Raw genomic sequence first — 16,669 nt, forward strand, 5'->3', positions numbered from 1 at the left:
GCTACTAATCCACAGCGTTGCTTTTAGTATAGAAAACTATACTAAAAAAAGCACTAGAGGTAGCGAACCTCTTGTGCTTAATATACAAGGCTGGGAAAAAGGTCAAAAAACAACCTTTTGTCCAGCCTCTTTTGTGTTTAGTGGAAGGCAAGGTAAAAAGTATCCATGTGAAAGGATTGACAATAGCTATTTCTCATGCCACCGGTCTGACTTAAGTACTATTTAACTTATGGATCTAATCAAGAAACGAAATAGTAATAAATCCGGTAACAAACCAGGGCCTGTATGATTTCAACGAATCGACTCGTGGAGTAAGGAGTGCTTTTTGATGAAAAATATGGCAATTCGTTTAATCGATACTAAAGACTCGTTTTAATCATTATCTTCAAAGGAATAGACCCGTAACCGTCAGAATTTGGTTGTTCTTCGTTTGGTGAGGTTCGATCCTATGATTAAGCGCAAGAAACAATCGATAAAGGAGTGAGCTAGATGAGTATTCAAAAAAGTACGGATAGTTCAAGTCTGGCAGAAGTGATTGACAGAATCTTAGATAAAGGGATTGTGATTGATGCCTTTGTCAGAGTCTCATTAGTAGGTATTGAAATTCTAACGGTAGAAGCGAGGGTTGTGATTGCTAGTGTGGATACTTGGCTGCGTTATGCGGAAGCCGTGGGGCTTTTGCGTGATGAAGTAGAGGAAGAAGGTCTGCCAGAGAGAGGGCAAAACATACAGCCGCAATTTAGTTTCTAATGGGGTAAATAGCCTAATTTAAAAGCGAGGTGGAAGCCATATGACAACGAAAGAAAAGAGCGAGCAAAGCACAGACAAAAACAACCAAACGAATTCTCTGAACCTGGCGTTGATTGGCGGGGTAGTAGGAGCAGGAATTGGTTTATTATCAAGTCCTGGTACAAGCAAGAAGGTAATGAAAAGTTTAAGTGAGTCTGAAGTTATGAGGTCGGCAGGAAAAGAATTAAAAAGAACAGCCCAAGAAATCGTAATGGAGCAAGCCATTAACAGCTTTAGACAAACGGCCTCCGAGTACATGAGTGGGGGAGGATTTTTACCGAAGAAAAGAAACGAACAACAAGAAGATCAACAAGATAAGAGTAAGGAAGAAGAATCCTCCCAAGAACAGTCTTCTTCTGAATACGACGAAATAAAAGAAGAAAATAAACAATTAAGTGATCGTTTAGAAAGAATCGAAGAAATGCTAAAAAACTTGGTAGAGTCCAAGAAATAGCGTTCATTGATTCAGAGTAGAAGAGGAGGAATTCGATGAGCACATTTAAAAAAGCTGCCGGCAAAGCGGTAAAAAAAATAGTCGAATATACTCCAGAACCAATCAAAGATGAACTAAAAGAAACGGTCAAAGACAAAGCAAAAGAAAAGTTTATTGAAAATGTCCAAGACAAAGCTGATCATGCTGCTGATAAGCTTGAAGATGCAAAAAATGAGGGTGCCGATAAGCTGCATGATAAGGCAGAAGAGGGGAAAGAGAAAGCGCAAGAGACCTTACTGAAGGTCAAAGATAAAATCGGCAATGCAATAGAAGCCGGAGAAGATTTTCAAGAAAAAATCTCTTCAAACCAAAATGAAAAAGATGACAAGAAAATAAAAGGAGTCAGCCAGATTAAAGGCGTTTCACGCATCAAAAGTTATAAGGATGTTAAAAGTTCAAATGACATTAAGACGATGGGTTCTTAATAAAGAAAGGGGCATGAGAAATGGCTATTCAGAAAAGTACCGATAGCTCAAGTTTAGCGGAGGTCATTGACCGTATTTTAGATAAAGGAATTGTCATTGATGCTTTTGTCAGGGTTTCGGTCGTCGGGATCGAAATCTTAACCGTTGAAGCGCGTGTCGTTATTGCAAGTGTTGATACGTGGTTGCGCTATGCGGAAGCAGTAGGTCTCTTGCGTGATGAGGTAGAAGAAGAAGGCCTGCCAGAGCAGCCGAATGAAAGAAATGCAGCATTTAGTATATAAATGGCGGTAATGACAGTCGGATCAGGTCGGCTGTACGTTGTCTGATAAGCAGGAGGGCACTATGGGAATAAAAGAAATCATGAATAATGTCGCCGACTTCTTCAATGAACACGTGGCCCCTCTTCATAAAATAACGACAGTGGAAGAAGCGGAAAATGGCGGCTGGCATTTAATTGTTGAAGTCATTGAAGAAAAAGAATACATGAAAAAATATGCAAAAGATGAAATGATCGGCGTATATGATGTAGCTCTAAACGAGGATAAAGAAGTCACTTCTTTTAGAAGGCGTGAAGTGCGTTATAGAAGTGCCATCGATCAATGAAAGAACAGTAATGAGTAGGAGGGATAGCAGTGACTGTATTAAAAAATAGTAGCAAAACAAAAACTGACGGTCTCATTCAAGATGAAGATACAAAACAGCTGCTAGCTCGCTCCTTGCGTTATTTAAAAGCAGGCTACCCTATTCATTACACAGGTCCAACAGGCGCCGGAAAAACCTCTCTGGCACTCGCCCTTGCTAAAAAAAGAAGACGTCCGGTTATGCTGATTCATGGACACCATGAGTTAGATAATAAAGATTTAATCGGTGATTTTACAGGCTATACAAGCAAGAAAATTGTTGATAACTACGTGCGCTCAGTTTACAAAAAGGACGAAACTGTCCACGAAACATGGAGAGATGGACGACTGCTTGAAGCGGTTAAACATGGTTATACGCTTGTTTACGATGAATTCACGAGATCTAAGCCTACAACGAATAATTTATTTTTATCCATTCTTGAAGAGAAGATTTTGCCCCTGTACGGTTTAAAGAAAACCGAGCCGTTTGTTCCTGTTCATCCTGATTTTAGAGTCATTTTCACAAGTAATCCAGAAGAATATGCCGGAGTATTTAAAACCCAGGATGCCTTATTAGATCGTGTCATTTCGATTATTGTGGATTATAAAGATCAAGAACATGAAGCCACTATCGCAGCTGGGAAATTCGGTCTTGAGGAGAGTCAGGCAAAGAAGATTACAACGCTTGTCTCGACAGTAAGAGAAGAGTGTACGGGTGAAAGCGGACCTAGTTTAAGAGCTTCACTCATGATTGCAAAGCTGGTCGTAGAAGAGGGCATCGCCATTGATGGAGAAAATGAGGAATTCAAGCAGCTATGTTTGGACATTTTAGGTCATCAACTAAGCCGCTGTATAGACGCAGATCAACCAATGAAGGCAGCAGAAGAACGAATCGTAAAAGCATTAAAACAAATGAACGTCTCTCATTAATCAGGAGATAGAAATAGCTTAAATAAAGGGGTTTTCAAGATGAACCAAGAGATAAAAATGGGTACGTATATATTCTGTGGGATAGAGACTGATATAGATGATGACTTTGGTGAAGTAGAATTTGAAGGTGTGAAGCGAAAGCTTTTTACGGTCCGCTATAAAAACGCGGCGATGGTAGCGGCGGACGTTCCTATGAAGATCTATCACCCGAATAAAGAGAATCTTATGATGCACCAGCATGTCGTTTCCGTCGTAATGAAAAAAAAAGACACAGTTATTCCTGTTAGTTTTGGAAATGTATTTCAGTCATCAGAAGATGTGGGGGTATTACTTGAGAATTTATATCCCCAATTTACAAAGCTGTTCCCAGAAATAAAAGGAAAAATTGAAGTCGGATTAAAGGTGATTGCAAAAAAAGAATGGCTTGAAGCCACAGTGAGGAAAAATACCAATTTAGAGAAAATGGCACATGCTGTTAAAGGGAAATCTGAAGCAGCGAGCTATTACGAGCGGATTAAAATTGGAGATGCTGCTCAACAGTTTATGACGTCTTTGCGAAACGAGGTAAAAGATGAGGTATATGAGCCGTTAGAAAAGTCGGCAGTGGCTGCAAAAGCGAATGATCCCATTGGAGAAACGATGCTGGTAAACGCCTCTTTTCTCGTCGATCGAGATAAAGAGGAAGAGTTTGATCAAAAGGTTAATGAGGCTCATGAGAAGTGGAAGGACAAAGTGGAATTTAACTACACCGGCCCTTGGCCAGCCTATAATTTTGTCAATATCAGGTTGAAGGTAGAGGAAAGCTGATGATCCACAAGCTGGTGACAGCCCCCATTAACCTTGTTATAAAAATCGGTGAAAAAGTGAAAGAAGAAGCAGATAAAGAGCTATATGATCTGCCAACAATCCAACAGAAGCTGATTCAGCTCCAAATGATGTATGAGCTTGGCGAAATTCCTGAAGAAGCTTATAAAGCAAAGGAAGAAGAGCTGCTTACTCGCTATGAAGTAGCGAAACAGCTGGAGATTGAACAATGGGAGCAGATGGCACAGCGAAGGAAAAAGGAGTAGGAAAGATGGAACAATTGATTTATTTATACGGAGTCATTCCAACCTCTGAATTAAGCAGCGAGTCGCTTCCAGCAATGAAAGGATTTGATCCTGAGGAAGAGCTTTATTTAATCAACATAGGGCAGCATAGTGCTGTTGTTTGCAGGTTAGATGGAAGAGAGTATTCAGAAGAAAAGATTAAAGAGCGTGTGGATGAAGATATGGAGTGGCTTCAAGAAAAAGCCTTCCATCATCATGAGACAGTGATGCAGCTAGCGAAAAGCTATACGACGATTCCGCTCAAATTCTGTACGTTGTATAAATCAGAAGAGAGTGTAATGAAAACCATTGAAGATCATGAGATGAAACTCGCCGAAACGTTTAACTCCATTAAAGGCAATGAAGAGTGGAACGTTAAAATATATTGCGATGATCAGCAGTTGAACGAAGAAGTAGCAAAGAATAATCCAGCGGTTGAAGCTAAAAAAGAAGAAATTAAAAAATTACCTAGAGGAAAGCAGTTTTTTGAGAATAAAAAACTCGATAAAATCATCGCAGAGGAAGCGGAAGCGGAGAAGAAACGTATCGGTGAAGAAGTGCATAACCATCTGCTTGGATATGTTTCGCAAGGTACAGTGAAAAGAAACTGGAACAAGGATGTGACGGGAAAAAAAGAGAACATGACGTGGAATGGTGTATACCTCATTCCTAAAGAGGATGTCGAAACATTCTTAGAACAAATTCAAGACTATGAAAAAAAAATGGGGGAGCGGGGATGGCAGTTTGTTGCATCAGGGCCTTGGCCAGCCTACCATTTCTCCCAATTTTCATAAGTGAGGAGTCAATATGTCTCTAAGAGAATCAATTGAAGACAAAGACATCGCCTTAATTGACATTTTAGATGTGATTCTTGATAAGGGAGTGGCTATTAAAGCTGATCTAGTGATCTCTATTGCAGGGGTAGATTTAGTCTATTTAGATGTAAGAGTATTAATTGCTTCGGTAGAATCTCTCGTCCAGGCAAAGCAGCATACATCTGTTTCATCAGATAATTTTGATCTACAAAGGGAGGAGTTAATGGATGCAACCGGCCAGCAGAACAAATGGAAGAATACATTTAGATCCGGATAACGCTGAACATGGTTTAGCGCAGCTAGTTCTCACTGTTATCGAGCTTCTGCGCCAGATTGTGGAGCGGCATGCGATGCGGCGTGTGGAAGGCGGTACGTTGACGGATGAACAAATTGAAAACTTAGGCGAAGCTTTAATGAATCTCGAAGAAAAAATGGAAGAGTTAAAAAGTATTTTTGGACTTGAGGCAGATGATTTAAATATCGACCTTGGTCCCCTAGGAAGTTTGCTTTAACTAGATTAGGAAGGAGGACTTGATTATGGCAGTCGAACACTCAATGCAATCAAGCACGATTGTAGATGTATTAGAGAAAATATTAGATAAAGGCGTTGTCATTGCAGGGGATATCACAGTTGGTATTGCTGATGTTGAGTTATTAACGATTAAAATTCGTTTAATCGTCGCATCAGTAGATAAAGCAAAAGAAATCGGTATGGACTGGTGGGAGCAAGATCCTTATCTAAGCTCTAAGGCAGCAAATAACAGCACAAAGAACTTGGAAAAAGAAAATGAGATGTTAAGAGAGAGGGTAGAGTCTCTCGAAAATAAACTAGGTACAAATCGTTTAAATAACACGGAGTTTAATTATTAATTAGGAGGTTTTGATCATGGCAGAACAACAAAAAGTAGAAAATCAAACGGAGGATCAGCAAACGAATAATGAAGGCGCAGCTAACGAGGAATCAGGTTCAAATGGTAGTGCTATTAAGCGTTCGATTGCCGGTGGATTAATTGGAGCAACTGTTGGTTATTTGGCTACACCAGAGAATGCAAAGAGAATGAAAGACAGGATTGATAGTGACAAGCTAAAGAGCAAAGGATCAGATTTTGGTCAAATGGCAAAAGAAAAATCGAAGCAAGCTGCAGAATCTATCAAGAGCTCGGCCATGAGTTTATTCAACCAGGATAATGATTCAAAAAATAATGATGATAATGAAGAATCATCAAATGACGCCACTGATGAAGAAAATAGCCAAAATGAAGACTATGAAGCATTGAAAGAAGAAAATGAAAATCTCCAAGATCGTCTAGGAAGACTTGAAGAAATGGTAACCAAGCTAATTGATAGTCAAAACGAAAAAGATAAGGGTGACGATGAAGAAGACTCAAAGGATAAGGGAGAGAATTCTTCGAAAGAGAAAGATAAATCAAACCAAGAAGATGAAGATTCAGATGATGATAATGAAGCTGATGAGAGTGAAGAAGAGTCTGAGGAAGATGATAAAAAAACAGCTAAGAAAAATACGACTTCAAAAAAAGGGAATACGAGTAAAAAGCGTAATACCTCCTCACAATCTAAATCGAAAAATGGCACAACTCTCTCAAGTGATGACGATACATCTTCAAACGAATAGGAGAAGGGAGTTGTTAAGATGAGTGCTTCAAATGATAATATCTTAGAATATTTTGTCCAAGCCGCTAATAAACATGACTTTGCTTTGGACATAACCTTAAACGTTGGTGGAGCCATTGTTAGCGGAACAATGGTCTCTGCTAAACATTACTTTTCTACGATGAGCGAAACGTTTGCAGGTGGGAACGAAATTTCTCATCACCTTAGTGATCAACTAGCTCAAGCGGGAGAGGCTGCAAAAAAAAGTGAGGAACCTTCTGCAAGTTTTATTCACCTAAAAGAAGCCAAAGTGTATTGCGGGGATAGTAACCCAACCCCTTCAGAAGGAGAAGTGCTCTGGAGAGGTAAATTAAGTGAAATTGATGGCTTCTACCTTGGGAAAATAACTGGTGGCGAGACACCATCCTCAGACCAAGAAAAAACGGAGGGCAGTTCTAGCAGCAACAAGCTAAACGACCGTTTAGACCAATTAGAAGAAAGCATCAAAGGTTTGCTTGGAAATGATAATGAAGGCAAAGAAGAAGCCGACTCGGAAGAAGAAACGAGTGACGATTCCGAGGGTGAAGGTAAAGAAGAAGAGCCAGATACGGAGGAAGAAACAAGTGAAGAATCTGAGGATAAGAGCAATACCTCGAAAGCTAAACGTTCTTCCTCTACTAAATCATCTAAAAGCTCCAGAGGGAGAAAAGCTTAATGTAAGTACGTTTCCTTAGCCACCGTGTTGAAAGGAGATAGGGAATTGAGTAAGCAGTCTGGCCATAAAGATCAAATTCTCGAATTTTTTGTCAATGCAGCAAATAAGCGGAGTTTTGCCTTAGACATAACCTTAAATGTGAAAGGATGCCTTGTCACCGGTACTCTTATATCAGCAAAAGAATATTTTGAAGAGCTGAGTGAGCATTTTGAGCAAGGTAATGATATGAGTCGCAAAATCAGTGAACAATTGGCTTCTGCTGTGAAAGGGCTGGATAGTAATAAGAGCGAAGAAGTACATTTTATTCATATGAAGCACGTGAACATATATTTTGGTGATCGTCTCCCTACCCCAGCTCAACGGAAAACCCTTTGGAGAGGGAAGCTAGAGAAAGTAGATGGTTTTTTCCTTGGGAGAATTACAGATGGGGCATAATGCGGCGGGGAGAAAGGTTGTTTGACTATTTGCCCTTTTCACATCTTAGTATAGAGCCTTTTATTCTCACATTATAAGCCCCCATTAGATAACAATCCAGTGGGGGTTTTTTTAACCAAACATGTTGTCCGGTGTTGAGATTTTGCCGGATCGTTCCGAGAAGACGGTAGCGTTATTTGGAGCAGAAAGGGGTCATGTTCAGATGGTCGACAATGATTTGAGCTGCACATTGAAATGAAGTGCATTAGGAAAGCCCTTTATCGGATAATGGTTTGATTTTTTTTGCCCGACAGACGGTGTGAAGCTTGTTTTGCTTATGTTAATTCATGTTTGTTTGTCGCTTGTTTTCCTTTAAAAATTCTTTGTAATTCTCTCCCCATTCATTCATTAGAGAAATAATTGGTTCTAGCGTTCTACCAAACTCCGTTAATGAGTATTCCACTTTAGGAGGGATTTCGGGATAAACTTCCCGATGAACAATTCCATCTTCCTCAAGTTCTTTTAATTGGAGAGATAGCATTCGTTTTGTAATACCGGGCATTAATCTGCTGAATTCATTAAATCTCTTCTTCTTTCCATCTAATAAATAAAACAGAATGACACCTTTCCATTTCCCGCCGATTACATCAAGAGTTCCTTCAACCGGGCATCCTTCGGGGCAGCCATAACCTTTCTTTCGATTTCTCATCCATGCTCATACCTTTCTAACGTTCTTCTTGTTCTTCATTTCTTTCCTAATTAGTAACATAGGTGACATCAGATTACAAGAAAGGACGCCCTAACTCCTTCCTTTCTTTTGTGGTTAGTAACATAGTTGATACCAGGTTACATAAATGTGCGTACTTACCCCTTCCTGTTCAATTCGTTATAATAAATACGAATTTAAAAAAGGAGGGCTTTTAAATGAAAGCAGTTGGATTATACAAATATTTACCTATTGAAAAGGAAGAAAGTTTAATGGATGTCCAAGTGGAAAAACCTGTTCCAACAAAAAAAGACCTACTTGTTAAAATTAAGGCGATTTCAATTAATCCAGTCGATGTTAAGGTTCGTGCTCCAAAAGATAAAGAAGAAAAAGAACCGAGGATTTTAGGATGGGATGCCAGCGGAGTGGTGGAAGAAGTTGGACCCGAATGTACGATATTTAAACCAGGGGATGAAGTTTATTATTCTGGGGACTTAACACGCCCCGGAACTTATAGCGAATACCATTTAGTGGATGAAAGAATTGTTGGATTAAAGCCAAAGTCTTTAAATTTTGCTCAATCAGCTGCTTTGCCATTGACATCGATCACGGCATGGGAAAGTTTATTTGATCGCTTAATGATTGATATAAACAACCATCAGGAAAACCGATCGAAGAGTATTCTTATTATTGGGGGAGCTGGGGGAGTTGGATCAATAGCGATTCAATTAGCTAAGCTGGCAGGATTACAAGTCATTGCTACAGCATCCAGAGAAGAGAGTAAGCAATGGGTGAACAAACTGGGTGCTGATTATATCATTAACTATCATGAAAACTTTCGCACTCAACTGGAACAATACGATATAGAGGGCGTTCCCTACATTTTATGTTTGAATGAAACAGAGCAGCATTGGGAGAACATGGCTGATATTATTCTTCCACAAGGACGAATTTGTTCAATTGTAGAAATGGATAATCCTATTGATCTCACAGCTTTAAAAAATAAAAGTGTAACATTTGCTTGGGAATTTATGTTTACAAGATCGATGTATCAAACATCTGACATGATAAAACAACATGAACTTTTATCAGAACTTAGTAAACTAATAGATCAAGGGAAAATAAAAACAACCCTTACAGAAACACTCAAACCAATGAATGCCGAAACATTACGCCGAGCACACAAAATGGTCGAAAAGGGAAGTATGATTGGTAAAGTAGTAGTAGAAAATTAATAAGATGCCTCACTCCTGCTGGTCAAAAGGTTGTTTTTTTTACCTTTTGACCAGTCTCTGTTTCAAGCTCCTTGTTCTTTGAACGGATCAATGGGACCTCTATTCCGTTCCTTTCAAAAATTCACTCACATAAATCCTGTTTACTTTTTCTAAAGTAATGGGACTGTATTCTTCAAATTTCAGTTTTGTACTTCTTCCTTCTATCTTTTTCGTAAATTCCGAATTTTTTGCCATTGACAATATAATAAAAAGTTTGTATATTTGTATGTGCAAACAATTAGTTGGAATTGAGGGAACAGTTATGCTTGATAACTATTTGAAAGAATGCCTGTACTTTACGTCAAGTCGGTTGAGTAGGATTGTTAGCAAAATGGCGGAGGATGAATTTGCAAGGAGCGGCTTGTCACCAACCTATGCTTATTTACTAATGGCTGTTTATGAGAAGGAAGGAATTTCTCAAAAGGAGTTAAGTGAAATTCTTCATCTCAAGCCTTCCACCGTCACTCGTCTGATTGAAAAGCTTACTTCTAAAGGATTGGTTTATAATAAAGTAGAAGGTCGAATGTCACTCATTTACACAACGGAAAAAGGGAAAAATCTTGAGAAAACAATTCATGAATGTTGGATGAATCTTCGTCAGCGATATAGAGATATATTGGGGGAAAGGGAGGGAGACGAATTAACCCTTCATTTAGATAAAATAAGCGATCAATTGGAAAATAAAGAGTAAAGTCTTTATTTTCACCAAAATAGTTGCTTGCACAAACAAATTGAGGTCTGGATGAAAGGAGGAGTAGGTCGTGATGCCAGGCTTTCAAAATAAATACGAATAGAAGGAGGATTTTTTATGAATCAGAGTGTGGGAAAGGCTCAAGGACTCATTTTAATTTTAGGGGGAACTGGGAAAACCGGAAGAAGGGTGGCAGAACGACTTACTAAGCAAGGGATCCCAATAAGAATCGGCTCGCGCTCCGGCAAGCTACCTTTTGATTGGAATGATCAAGCCACCTGGAAACCATTGTTGGGGGGAGTAAGTGCAGTCTATCTCACTTATTACCCTGATTTGGCTTCACCGGGCGCTGCAGAGGCGGTTGGCTCATTCGCAAGGCTGGCAGTAAAACAAGGTGTGAAACGGTTAGTGTTACTATCTGGACGTGGAGAAGATGAGGCACAACGCAGTGAAAAAGCACTTCAGGATTCCGGTGCGGAGTGGACCATTTTACGGTCAAGTTGGTTCGCCCAAAACTTTAGTGAACATTTTCTCCTCGATCCTGTACGTAGCGGGATGATTGCCTTACCGGTGGGAGATGTGAAAGAACCGTTTGTTGATGTTGAAGATATAGCAGATGTTGCGGTTGCAGCGCTTACGGATACTAAACATGTCGGAGAGGTCTATGAACTTTCTGGGCCTAGAGCACTTACCTTTGCAGAAGTGACAGAGGAAATCGCCATAGCAAGCGGCAGGGATATTCGTTATACGTGTATATCCACAGAGCATTTCATATCTGCTCTTCAGCGGCAAGGCGTGCCTAACGACGTTATATCGCTGATGGTAGAGTTATTTACTAAGGTGCTGGACGGCCGAAATTCTCATGTCACAAATGGTGTACAGCACGCTTTGGGGCGGGAACCGAGAGATTTTAGCGATTATGCAAGACGTACTGCCGCAAGTGGAGTGTGGGATGGTGGGAAATGATTGAACAGTTTACATCCTATCTGATTTTTTGTACTGCTTTAGGGTCTGGCTTAGTTGCAGGGTTATTCTTTGCATTTTCAACATTTGTCATGAGAGCACTTGCTCACCTTCCGACGGAGCAGGGGGTTGCTGCCATGCAGTCTATAAATAGAACGGTGCTAAATCGATGGTTCCTTGCTGTATTTATGGGAACAACGCTAGCTTCCGTTTTACTTATTGTGATTTCCCTGGTTAGTTGGGGGAATCCCGGTTCTGCTTATTTACTTGTGGGCAGTGTGCTATACCTTCTTGGCGGCTTTCTGGTCACGGTGCTATGCAATGTTCCCCTCAATGATGCATTAGCTAGTGTAGATGCCGAAGATACAGAAAGTGTATCGTTTTGGAAAAGCTACATGTCAAAATGGACGGCCTGGAATCACATTCGGACCATTACAAGTATTGGGGCATTGGCGTCATTCATACTTTCCCTATGAGCTCCTTTTGTGCAAAGGATTGAGGGGAATCTTAAGTGTACCGGTCACCTTTTCATGAATATCGTTCTACCATGCAATAGGGTGTTTTTATAGCATTAAGCTTCTTCCAAAGCTACAATAATAAAGCCATAAAAAAACTGTCAACATAAGAGACAAAACTCTTGCTGGCAGTTTTTTCATGGAGGTTTTATTGCGATAAGGTGAGGCATGTTTTTTCAACCATTAAAGACGCTTGCAGGTAGCGTCCTTATGAAAATGTCTACTTTTCTGGCTGTCTGTACAGCTCCACCGCCTGCTCCAAAAAGGTGACGTATTTTTCAATGTAATCGTTTGGTTTTATAATTTTAACTTTGTTACCGAAGCCGGCTAAAAACTGATAGGCAAAAGGATTCTCCGGTAGTTCAATGGTCGTCAGGTAACTGCCTGATGGCTCTTTCGTAACCGCCCTCTTGCCATAGCGTTCAATAAATTGATCTCTGACAGAAACATCTAGCATTAACTGAACACGAACTAAATGTGGTTCGTTGGGCTTTGTTTGTTCTTTAAGCTCGGGATCAGCCCGTGGGGTAAAAAAACCGCCTTTTTCAATGTGTAATATCCTCGCTAATTTAAATGTCCGGTAGTCGTTTCGTTCCAAGCTGTAACCGAGCAGATACCACTGCATCTCACTTACATGCATCTTATAAGGTTCGACGACTCTGGCTGTTTTGTTTCCCTTTTGGTCGACATACTCAAATTTTAGTAGCCGGTGGTTCTCGATTGCTTGCCTGATCAAAGAAATATCTTCCTTCATGTCTCTTCTTCCCGGCCAATCGTAGAAGGATAAATCTAGTTTGGGAGAAATATCTGCGCTGGTCATTCCTTTGATTTTTTGTATAGTAGCTTGAATTTCCTGGTTTTGAATCAGTTGCTCAAAGCCGCCTAAAGCGACGAGGATATTTTCGATATCCTGTTGATTCAGTAGTCGCTTATCGAATTTATATTCTTCCATCAGCGCATATCCCCCTTCTGCTCCATATTCCGCATAAACAGGGATGTTCGCATAACTTAATGCTTCCATATCACGCTGAATCGTTCGTCTCGTTACATGAAAAAGCCGGCTGAATTCTGATGCCGGAACAACTTCTCGTTGTAACAAGATCATCACGATAGAGATAAGCCGCTCAACTTTTTTCATAGTAGCCTCCCATATACGACATATATATGTCGCCTATACTCCATTATACTTCAACTATAAAAAGGAGGGAATCAATAATGAAATCCATCACATATTTACAATTTAATGGGGACGCGGAAGAGGCGTTATCCTTTTATGAAGTGGCATTACAAGCAACAAGCGTGCAAAAAGTCAGGTTTGATGCTTTCGGTCAAAATCCAAATGTCCCAATGACGGAAGAAGAGCAAAACATGATTATGGAAGCGCGTATTGAGTTTTTTGGCAACCGTTTAATGCTCTCTGATGTGCCGCCTTCGATGCAGGCTATGACGGGAGAAATCACAAAGGGAAATAGCGTGTTAATTAGTATCATTGATGCTGATCCGGAAATGAATACAAAAAGCTTTGAAAAGCTTGCGGAAGGGGGGACGGTGATCATGCCGTTATCGTCAACACCATGGTCAGCAAGCTTTGGAATCGTAATTGATCAATTCGGGGTGATGTGGAAGTTCAATAGTGATGCGAGTAAGTTTCTGGATAACTTCTTAAAATAGGCTTGTCTATTTTATAAAAGAGCTTGAGACAAAACTAGCTTTGGACCTACTGGCAATGGCTTCACACGCCACAAGCCCGTTGTGAGAAACCCACTCACAACGGCTTTAAAAGATCGTGGCGGTTCCGCTCATTGCTTAGAGAGGCTGGGAAAAAGGTAAAAAACAACCTTTTGTTCCAGTCTCTTATTTTTCATGCTAAGATACAGAGCGAGGCTCCTATATAGTTGGTTGGCATCAACCAGTGCATCAACGGCCGTGAATGGGATATGGTAGTGAACATGCTAGAATTGAAAAATTTTAAAGGGAGCGGGGTTTTTAATATGGGTTCAATGATGGAAATTGGGCGTATTTTATTCCCTCTTGTCGTAGTGGCGGGAATTGCGGTCTTTGTGATTAAAAGGCTTCAATCAAAACATAAACAAGGCACTCTAGGTAAGAAAAAATCGAAAAGCGCGCAATCCCTGTTAGATAGTTTACTACCATTGGGGATGCTGGCAGGTACGGCCGTCAGTGTGATTATTAGCATGATCGTCCAAATTCCGTTACTGTCTATTATTGGGTTAGGAGCGGGCATTGGTTTATTAGTTGGCTATTTTGCTTATGAGGTGTATAGCAGGAAGCCATAAGAGCAGAGATGCTGTCTGCACTAAGATGACAAGTTAAGACGATTTCCCAGAAGGTTCAAAAGGATTCCCGCAGAATGGGCAGTGTGAAAATGGCTGTCCATAATGTCTGCCTGTCTTCCCGCAATGCCTGCATGTTGTTTTGTTAAAAATGTGAGCCAGCGTTATACAAACTATGCATAACGCTGCGGCAAGAATAAATAAAGCAGTCTGTTTGAAATAAAACATGAGGGCAAAAAAGATAAATGCTAAGCTGCCTGTAAGAGTAAATAAAATCCTTTTCAAGTGCATGTGGTTCTCTCCTTCATCGTTATTCGAATGAAGCAACAGAGCGCTGCTGGTTGGCATGACCTCAAAGCACCACTCCTTGCTTTTTAGTTTGGGATTGACTTTAGTCTATCATTTGTTTTGTCTGTCCCCAGGTAGTTCTAAGTTCAGGTCACAGAGGAATAACGAAAGCGTTTGACGATTTTATTTAATTGGGCTACTTCGGTTGCGAGTAAGGCGGAATCGTTAGCGAGTGTTTGGATCCCTTCTACATTCGTTTCCATCGTTGAAGTTGTTTCCTGAATCATAGACGTAAAGTCATGGGCGATGGCGTTAATTTCTTTCATAATTTGCTCGAGCTTTTTCCCTTCGGCCATGACATCATGAGCAAAGGTTTGGTTGTTTTCGACTAACTCTTTTGTCTTTAAGGAGCTTGCCTTTAATTCTGAGATCGTCTGGCCGGCGAAGGATACGGTATTCATGCCGTTCTTAATAAAGTTCATATTATTCTCGGCTTGGAGAACGGCATCGCTTAAATCACGCTGTGTCTGTTGTAAGGACGATAAAATATCTTTGGCGAATTCATTTGTTCCTTCGGCTAATTTTCTTACTTCCGTCGCCACAACACCGAATCCTTTCCCGGATTCACCGGCGCGGGCTGCTTCGATGGATGCGTTTAAGGCAAGTAAGTTTGTTTGTTCGGCAATGTCCGTAATGGAGGACACTTTATTCATTACTGCATCGGCTTCAGTGGCAATCTTTTTAATCTTTTCTGCCGTACATCTCACATCTTCTTCAATCGTTTTCATGATCGTGGTGGTGGAGAGTACAGCGTCCTCGCCTTTTTTTGCGGTGATAAGAGCTTGATCCGCGCCGGTAACCGCTTTGTTCACTTCGTTTGCCATACTGTCTGCTTTCTTCATCAGTTCATTTACCATTTGGTGGGCGAGGTTCACTGAACCTTGCTGTTGCTCCGAGCCGCCTTGAAAGGTTTGCATCGTTGCGGATATTTGTTGAAAGGCAGCTGATAACCGTTGGGAAGCGGCTTCCTGCTCATCACTAATATGGTTAACAGTCTTGATCGAGCTCTCGATGTTTTTTATAATGGAGCGAACTCCTAAAATGACTTTATTAATTTCATAGCCAATTTGATGAAACTCGTTTCTCCGCTCGACCGTCCTGACTTCCGCACTCAGGTCACCGGAGGAAATCGAACGGGTAACGGAGTACCAGCTTCTTAAATGGGTGATAAGGAGCCTATGGAAAAAGAAGCTGAAAATGTAAGCGGTAACAAATGTGCACAGAAACACAATAAGCATGTCTGATGGTGTGCCGCCGACCAGCTTTGAGGCAATCGCTGCTGAAAGCGCAGCGACCCCATTTAAAGCGGCAAAAAGTATGCCGAGAAACGGCTTGTGAATCAATCGTCCCATTCTTAGGTTGTACCGCTTTCCATTTTTATCTTGAAATAGCGGGCATGAGGCGTCAAGTAAGACTTCCCCTGTATTTCTGGGATATAGCTGAAGTAACGGTTCCGCGGTCCGGGCCGCCTTAAGCCCGACGTCATCAGTGAAAAAGGATCCTTCCCGCAGTCTATTCGTATGAACGACACCCTTCCCGGAATGGTCCACGATAACGAAAAACTCATCCTGCTCTAATTCATCATCCAACATTTTGCGGATATCCTCTGTTTGGCTTTCTAATGATTTTGTATGATCCCGCTTGGTCCGTATTAGCTTGGCAACATTTTGTACTTTTTGCAGCCCTTTTTTTGCATGAGAAGAAGTAAGCAATCGACCCATTGTCTCCATCCCCTTTATTCCCTATTTATAGAAATGTTCTATATTTTTTACAAAAGTCCTGTTTCTTTCTCCGTAATTAAATAGATTTGCAGCATTTTTCTTGCGTAATGAGCGATACCACGTCCGGACAAAATCAAAACAATTTAAAGCAAAACAGGGCATTGTGACTATCTTCGTGCTTGTGGCAGATCTAACGCAATCGGAAAGAAATTTGCAGGAGAGCTGTGTGATAAGCTGGGTAGTAAAGGAGGTGTGGG

At 40.7% G+C, this 16,669-nt stretch carries 25 protein-coding genes; 22 read left to right on the forward strand and 3 right to left on the reverse strand.

The genetic code is table 11. From position 1 onward, the window contains the following. The 16 genes from ABMB67_RS20585 to gvpU (ABMB67_RS20660) form a co-directional block, all read left to right on the forward strand. On the forward strand, nucleotides 1–226 hold a 226-nt coding region (locus ABMB67_RS20585; RefSeq protein WP_354573178.1), incomplete at its 5' end, for a hypothetical protein. A 263-nt stretch (nucleotides 227–489) separates the two neighbouring features. Then, nucleotides 490–750, forward strand: a complete 261-nt coding sequence (gene gvpA, locus ABMB67_RS20590; RefSeq protein WP_251224769.1) for a gas vesicle structural protein GvpA — start codon at nucleotides 490–492, stop codon at nucleotides 748–750. A 40-nt stretch (nucleotides 751–790) separates the two neighbouring features. Continuing rightward, on the forward strand, nucleotides 791–1,243 hold the full coding sequence (gene gvpT, locus ABMB67_RS20595) for a GvpT/GvpP family gas vesicle accessory protein (protein WP_354573179.1): 453 nt from the start codon (nucleotides 791–793) through the stop codon (nucleotides 1,241–1,243). Between the two features lie 35 nt (nucleotides 1,244–1,278). After that, on the forward strand, nucleotides 1,279–1,707 hold the full coding sequence (gene gvpQ / locus ABMB67_RS20600; RefSeq protein WP_354573180.1) for a gas vesicle protein GvpQ: 429 nt from the start codon (nucleotides 1,279–1,281) through the stop codon (nucleotides 1,705–1,707). A 20-nt stretch (nucleotides 1,708–1,727) separates the two neighbouring features. Then, complete coding sequence (gene gvpJ, locus ABMB67_RS20605) at nucleotides 1,728–1,988, forward strand: gas vesicle protein GvpJ (protein WP_251224772.1); 261 nt, start codon at nucleotides 1,728–1,730, stop codon at nucleotides 1,986–1,988. Nucleotides 1,989–2,049: 61 nt separating this feature from the next. Next, complete coding sequence (gvpO, locus tag ABMB67_RS20610; RefSeq protein WP_251224773.1) at nucleotides 2,050–2,310, forward strand: gas vesicle protein GvpO; 261 nt, start codon at nucleotides 2,050–2,052, stop codon at nucleotides 2,308–2,310. 29 nt (nucleotides 2,311–2,339) lie between these two features. After that, complete coding sequence (gvpN, locus tag ABMB67_RS20615; protein ID WP_354573181.1) at nucleotides 2,340–3,257, forward strand: gas vesicle protein GvpN; 918 nt, start codon at nucleotides 2,340–2,342, stop codon at nucleotides 3,255–3,257. Nucleotides 3,258–3,296: 39 nt separating this feature from the next. After that, the gene (locus ABMB67_RS20620) at nucleotides 3,297–4,064 is read left to right on the forward strand and encodes a GvpL/GvpF family gas vesicle protein (protein ID WP_251224775.1); all 768 of its coding nucleotides are present in this window, start codon (nucleotides 3,297–3,299) and stop codon (nucleotides 4,062–4,064) included. Next, nucleotides 4,064–4,327: a gas vesicle protein GvpG gene (locus ABMB67_RS20625; protein ID WP_251224776.1), complete on the forward strand. Its 264-nt coding sequence runs from the start codon at nucleotides 4,064–4,066 to the stop codon at nucleotides 4,325–4,327. Before ABMB67_RS20620 ends, ABMB67_RS20625 begins: the two co-directional genes overlap by 1 nt. Further along, entirely contained in the window at nucleotides 4,291–5,139 is an 849-nt protein-coding gene (locus ABMB67_RS20630) for a GvpL/GvpF family gas vesicle protein (RefSeq protein ID WP_251224777.1), read from the forward strand. Before ABMB67_RS20625 ends, ABMB67_RS20630 begins: the two co-directional genes overlap by 37 nt. A gap of 13 nt (nucleotides 5,140–5,152) precedes the next feature. Next, a complete protein-coding gene (locus ABMB67_RS20635; RefSeq protein WP_251224778.1) occupies nucleotides 5,153–5,437 on the forward strand; it encodes a gas vesicle protein in 285 nt (94 codons plus the stop codon). Then, nucleotides 5,388–5,672, forward strand: a complete 285-nt coding sequence (locus tag ABMB67_RS20640; RefSeq protein ID WP_251224779.1) for a gas vesicle protein K — start codon at nucleotides 5,388–5,390, stop codon at nucleotides 5,670–5,672. Before ABMB67_RS20635 ends, ABMB67_RS20640 begins: the two co-directional genes overlap by 50 nt. A 25-nt stretch (nucleotides 5,673–5,697) precedes the next feature. Continuing rightward, a complete protein-coding gene (locus tag ABMB67_RS20645) occupies nucleotides 5,698–6,030 on the forward strand; it encodes a gas vesicle protein (RefSeq protein ID WP_251224780.1) in 333 nt (110 codons plus the stop codon). A gap of 16 nt (nucleotides 6,031–6,046) precedes the next feature. Next, nucleotides 6,047–6,793 (forward strand): GvpT/GvpP family gas vesicle accessory protein, encoded by a 747-nt coding sequence (gene gvpT / locus ABMB67_RS20650; protein ID WP_354573182.1) that lies wholly within the window; start codon nucleotides 6,047–6,049, stop codon nucleotides 6,791–6,793. 18 nt (nucleotides 6,794–6,811) lie between these two features. Continuing rightward, the gene (gene gvpU / locus ABMB67_RS20655) at nucleotides 6,812–7,486 is read left to right on the forward strand and encodes a gas vesicle accessory protein GvpU (protein ID WP_354573183.1); all 675 of its coding nucleotides are present in this window, start codon (nucleotides 6,812–6,814) and stop codon (nucleotides 7,484–7,486) included. A 45-nt stretch (nucleotides 7,487–7,531) separates the two neighbouring features. Beyond that, the gene (gene gvpU, locus ABMB67_RS20660; RefSeq protein ID WP_354573184.1) at nucleotides 7,532–7,921 is read left to right on the forward strand and encodes a gas vesicle accessory protein GvpU; all 390 of its coding nucleotides are present in this window, start codon (nucleotides 7,532–7,534) and stop codon (nucleotides 7,919–7,921) included. A gap of 319 nt (nucleotides 7,922–8,240) precedes the next feature. On the opposite strand, the gene ABMB67_RS20665 is transcribed toward gvpU (ABMB67_RS20660), so the two are convergent. Continuing rightward, nucleotides 8,241–8,609 (reverse strand): winged helix-turn-helix transcriptional regulator, encoded by a 369-nt coding sequence (locus ABMB67_RS20665; RefSeq protein WP_354573185.1) that lies wholly within the window; start codon nucleotides 8,607–8,609, stop codon nucleotides 8,241–8,243. A gap of 215 nt (nucleotides 8,610–8,824) precedes the next feature. Here ABMB67_RS20665 and ABMB67_RS20670 point away from each other — a divergent pair, with 215 nt between their 5' ends. From ABMB67_RS20670 to ABMB67_RS20685, 4 genes are all read left to right on the forward strand, one after another. Next, nucleotides 8,825–9,841: a zinc-binding alcohol dehydrogenase family protein gene (locus ABMB67_RS20670; RefSeq protein WP_354573186.1), complete on the forward strand. Its 1,017-nt coding sequence runs from the start codon at nucleotides 8,825–8,827 to the stop codon at nucleotides 9,839–9,841. A gap of 370 nt (nucleotides 9,842–10,211) precedes the next feature. Continuing rightward, on the forward strand, nucleotides 10,212–10,571 hold the full coding sequence (locus tag ABMB67_RS20675; RefSeq protein ID WP_354573187.1) for a MarR family winged helix-turn-helix transcriptional regulator: 360 nt from the start codon (nucleotides 10,212–10,214) through the stop codon (nucleotides 10,569–10,571). Nucleotides 10,572–10,688: 117 nt separating this feature from the next. Continuing rightward, a complete protein-coding gene (locus tag ABMB67_RS20680; RefSeq protein ID WP_354573188.1) occupies nucleotides 10,689–11,537 on the forward strand; it encodes an NAD(P)H-binding protein in 849 nt (282 codons plus the stop codon). Then, on the forward strand, nucleotides 11,534–12,010 hold the full coding sequence (locus tag ABMB67_RS20685; protein WP_354573189.1) for an anthrone oxygenase family protein: 477 nt from the start codon (nucleotides 11,534–11,536) through the stop codon (nucleotides 12,008–12,010). The genes ABMB67_RS20680 and ABMB67_RS20685 overlap by 4 nt, the downstream gene beginning before the upstream one ends. A gap of 259 nt (nucleotides 12,011–12,269) precedes the next feature. Here the strand turns inward: ABMB67_RS20685 and ABMB67_RS20690 are convergent, their stop codons facing one another. Next, nucleotides 12,270–13,187: a helix-turn-helix transcriptional regulator gene (locus ABMB67_RS20690; protein WP_354573190.1), complete on the reverse strand. Its 918-nt coding sequence runs from the start codon at nucleotides 13,185–13,187 to the stop codon at nucleotides 12,270–12,272. Nucleotides 13,188–13,264: 77 nt separating this feature from the next. Here ABMB67_RS20690 and ABMB67_RS20695 point away from each other — a divergent pair, with 77 nt between their 5' ends. Both ABMB67_RS20695 and ABMB67_RS20700 read left to right on the forward strand, forming a co-directional pair. Continuing rightward, a complete protein-coding gene (locus tag ABMB67_RS20695; protein WP_251224794.1) occupies nucleotides 13,265–13,720 on the forward strand; it encodes a VOC family protein in 456 nt (151 codons plus the stop codon). 320 nt (nucleotides 13,721–14,040) lie between these two features. Beyond that, the gene (locus tag ABMB67_RS20700) at nucleotides 14,041–14,346 is read left to right on the forward strand and encodes a hypothetical protein (protein ID WP_390188961.1); all 306 of its coding nucleotides are present in this window, start codon (nucleotides 14,041–14,043) and stop codon (nucleotides 14,344–14,346) included. A 431-nt stretch (nucleotides 14,347–14,777) separates the two neighbouring features. Here ABMB67_RS20700 and ABMB67_RS20705 read toward each other — a convergent pair whose 3' ends face one another. Continuing rightward, nucleotides 14,778–16,412 (reverse strand): methyl-accepting chemotaxis protein, encoded by a 1,635-nt coding sequence (locus tag ABMB67_RS20705; protein WP_354573191.1) that lies wholly within the window; start codon nucleotides 16,410–16,412, stop codon nucleotides 14,778–14,780. Between the last annotated feature and the right edge of the window lie 257 nt (nucleotides 16,413–16,669).

It is taken from the genome of Halalkalibacter oceani (genome assembly GCF_040544555.1).
GTDB lineage: Bacteria > Bacillota > Bacilli > Bacillales > Bacillaceae_D > Halalkalibacter > Halalkalibacter oceani.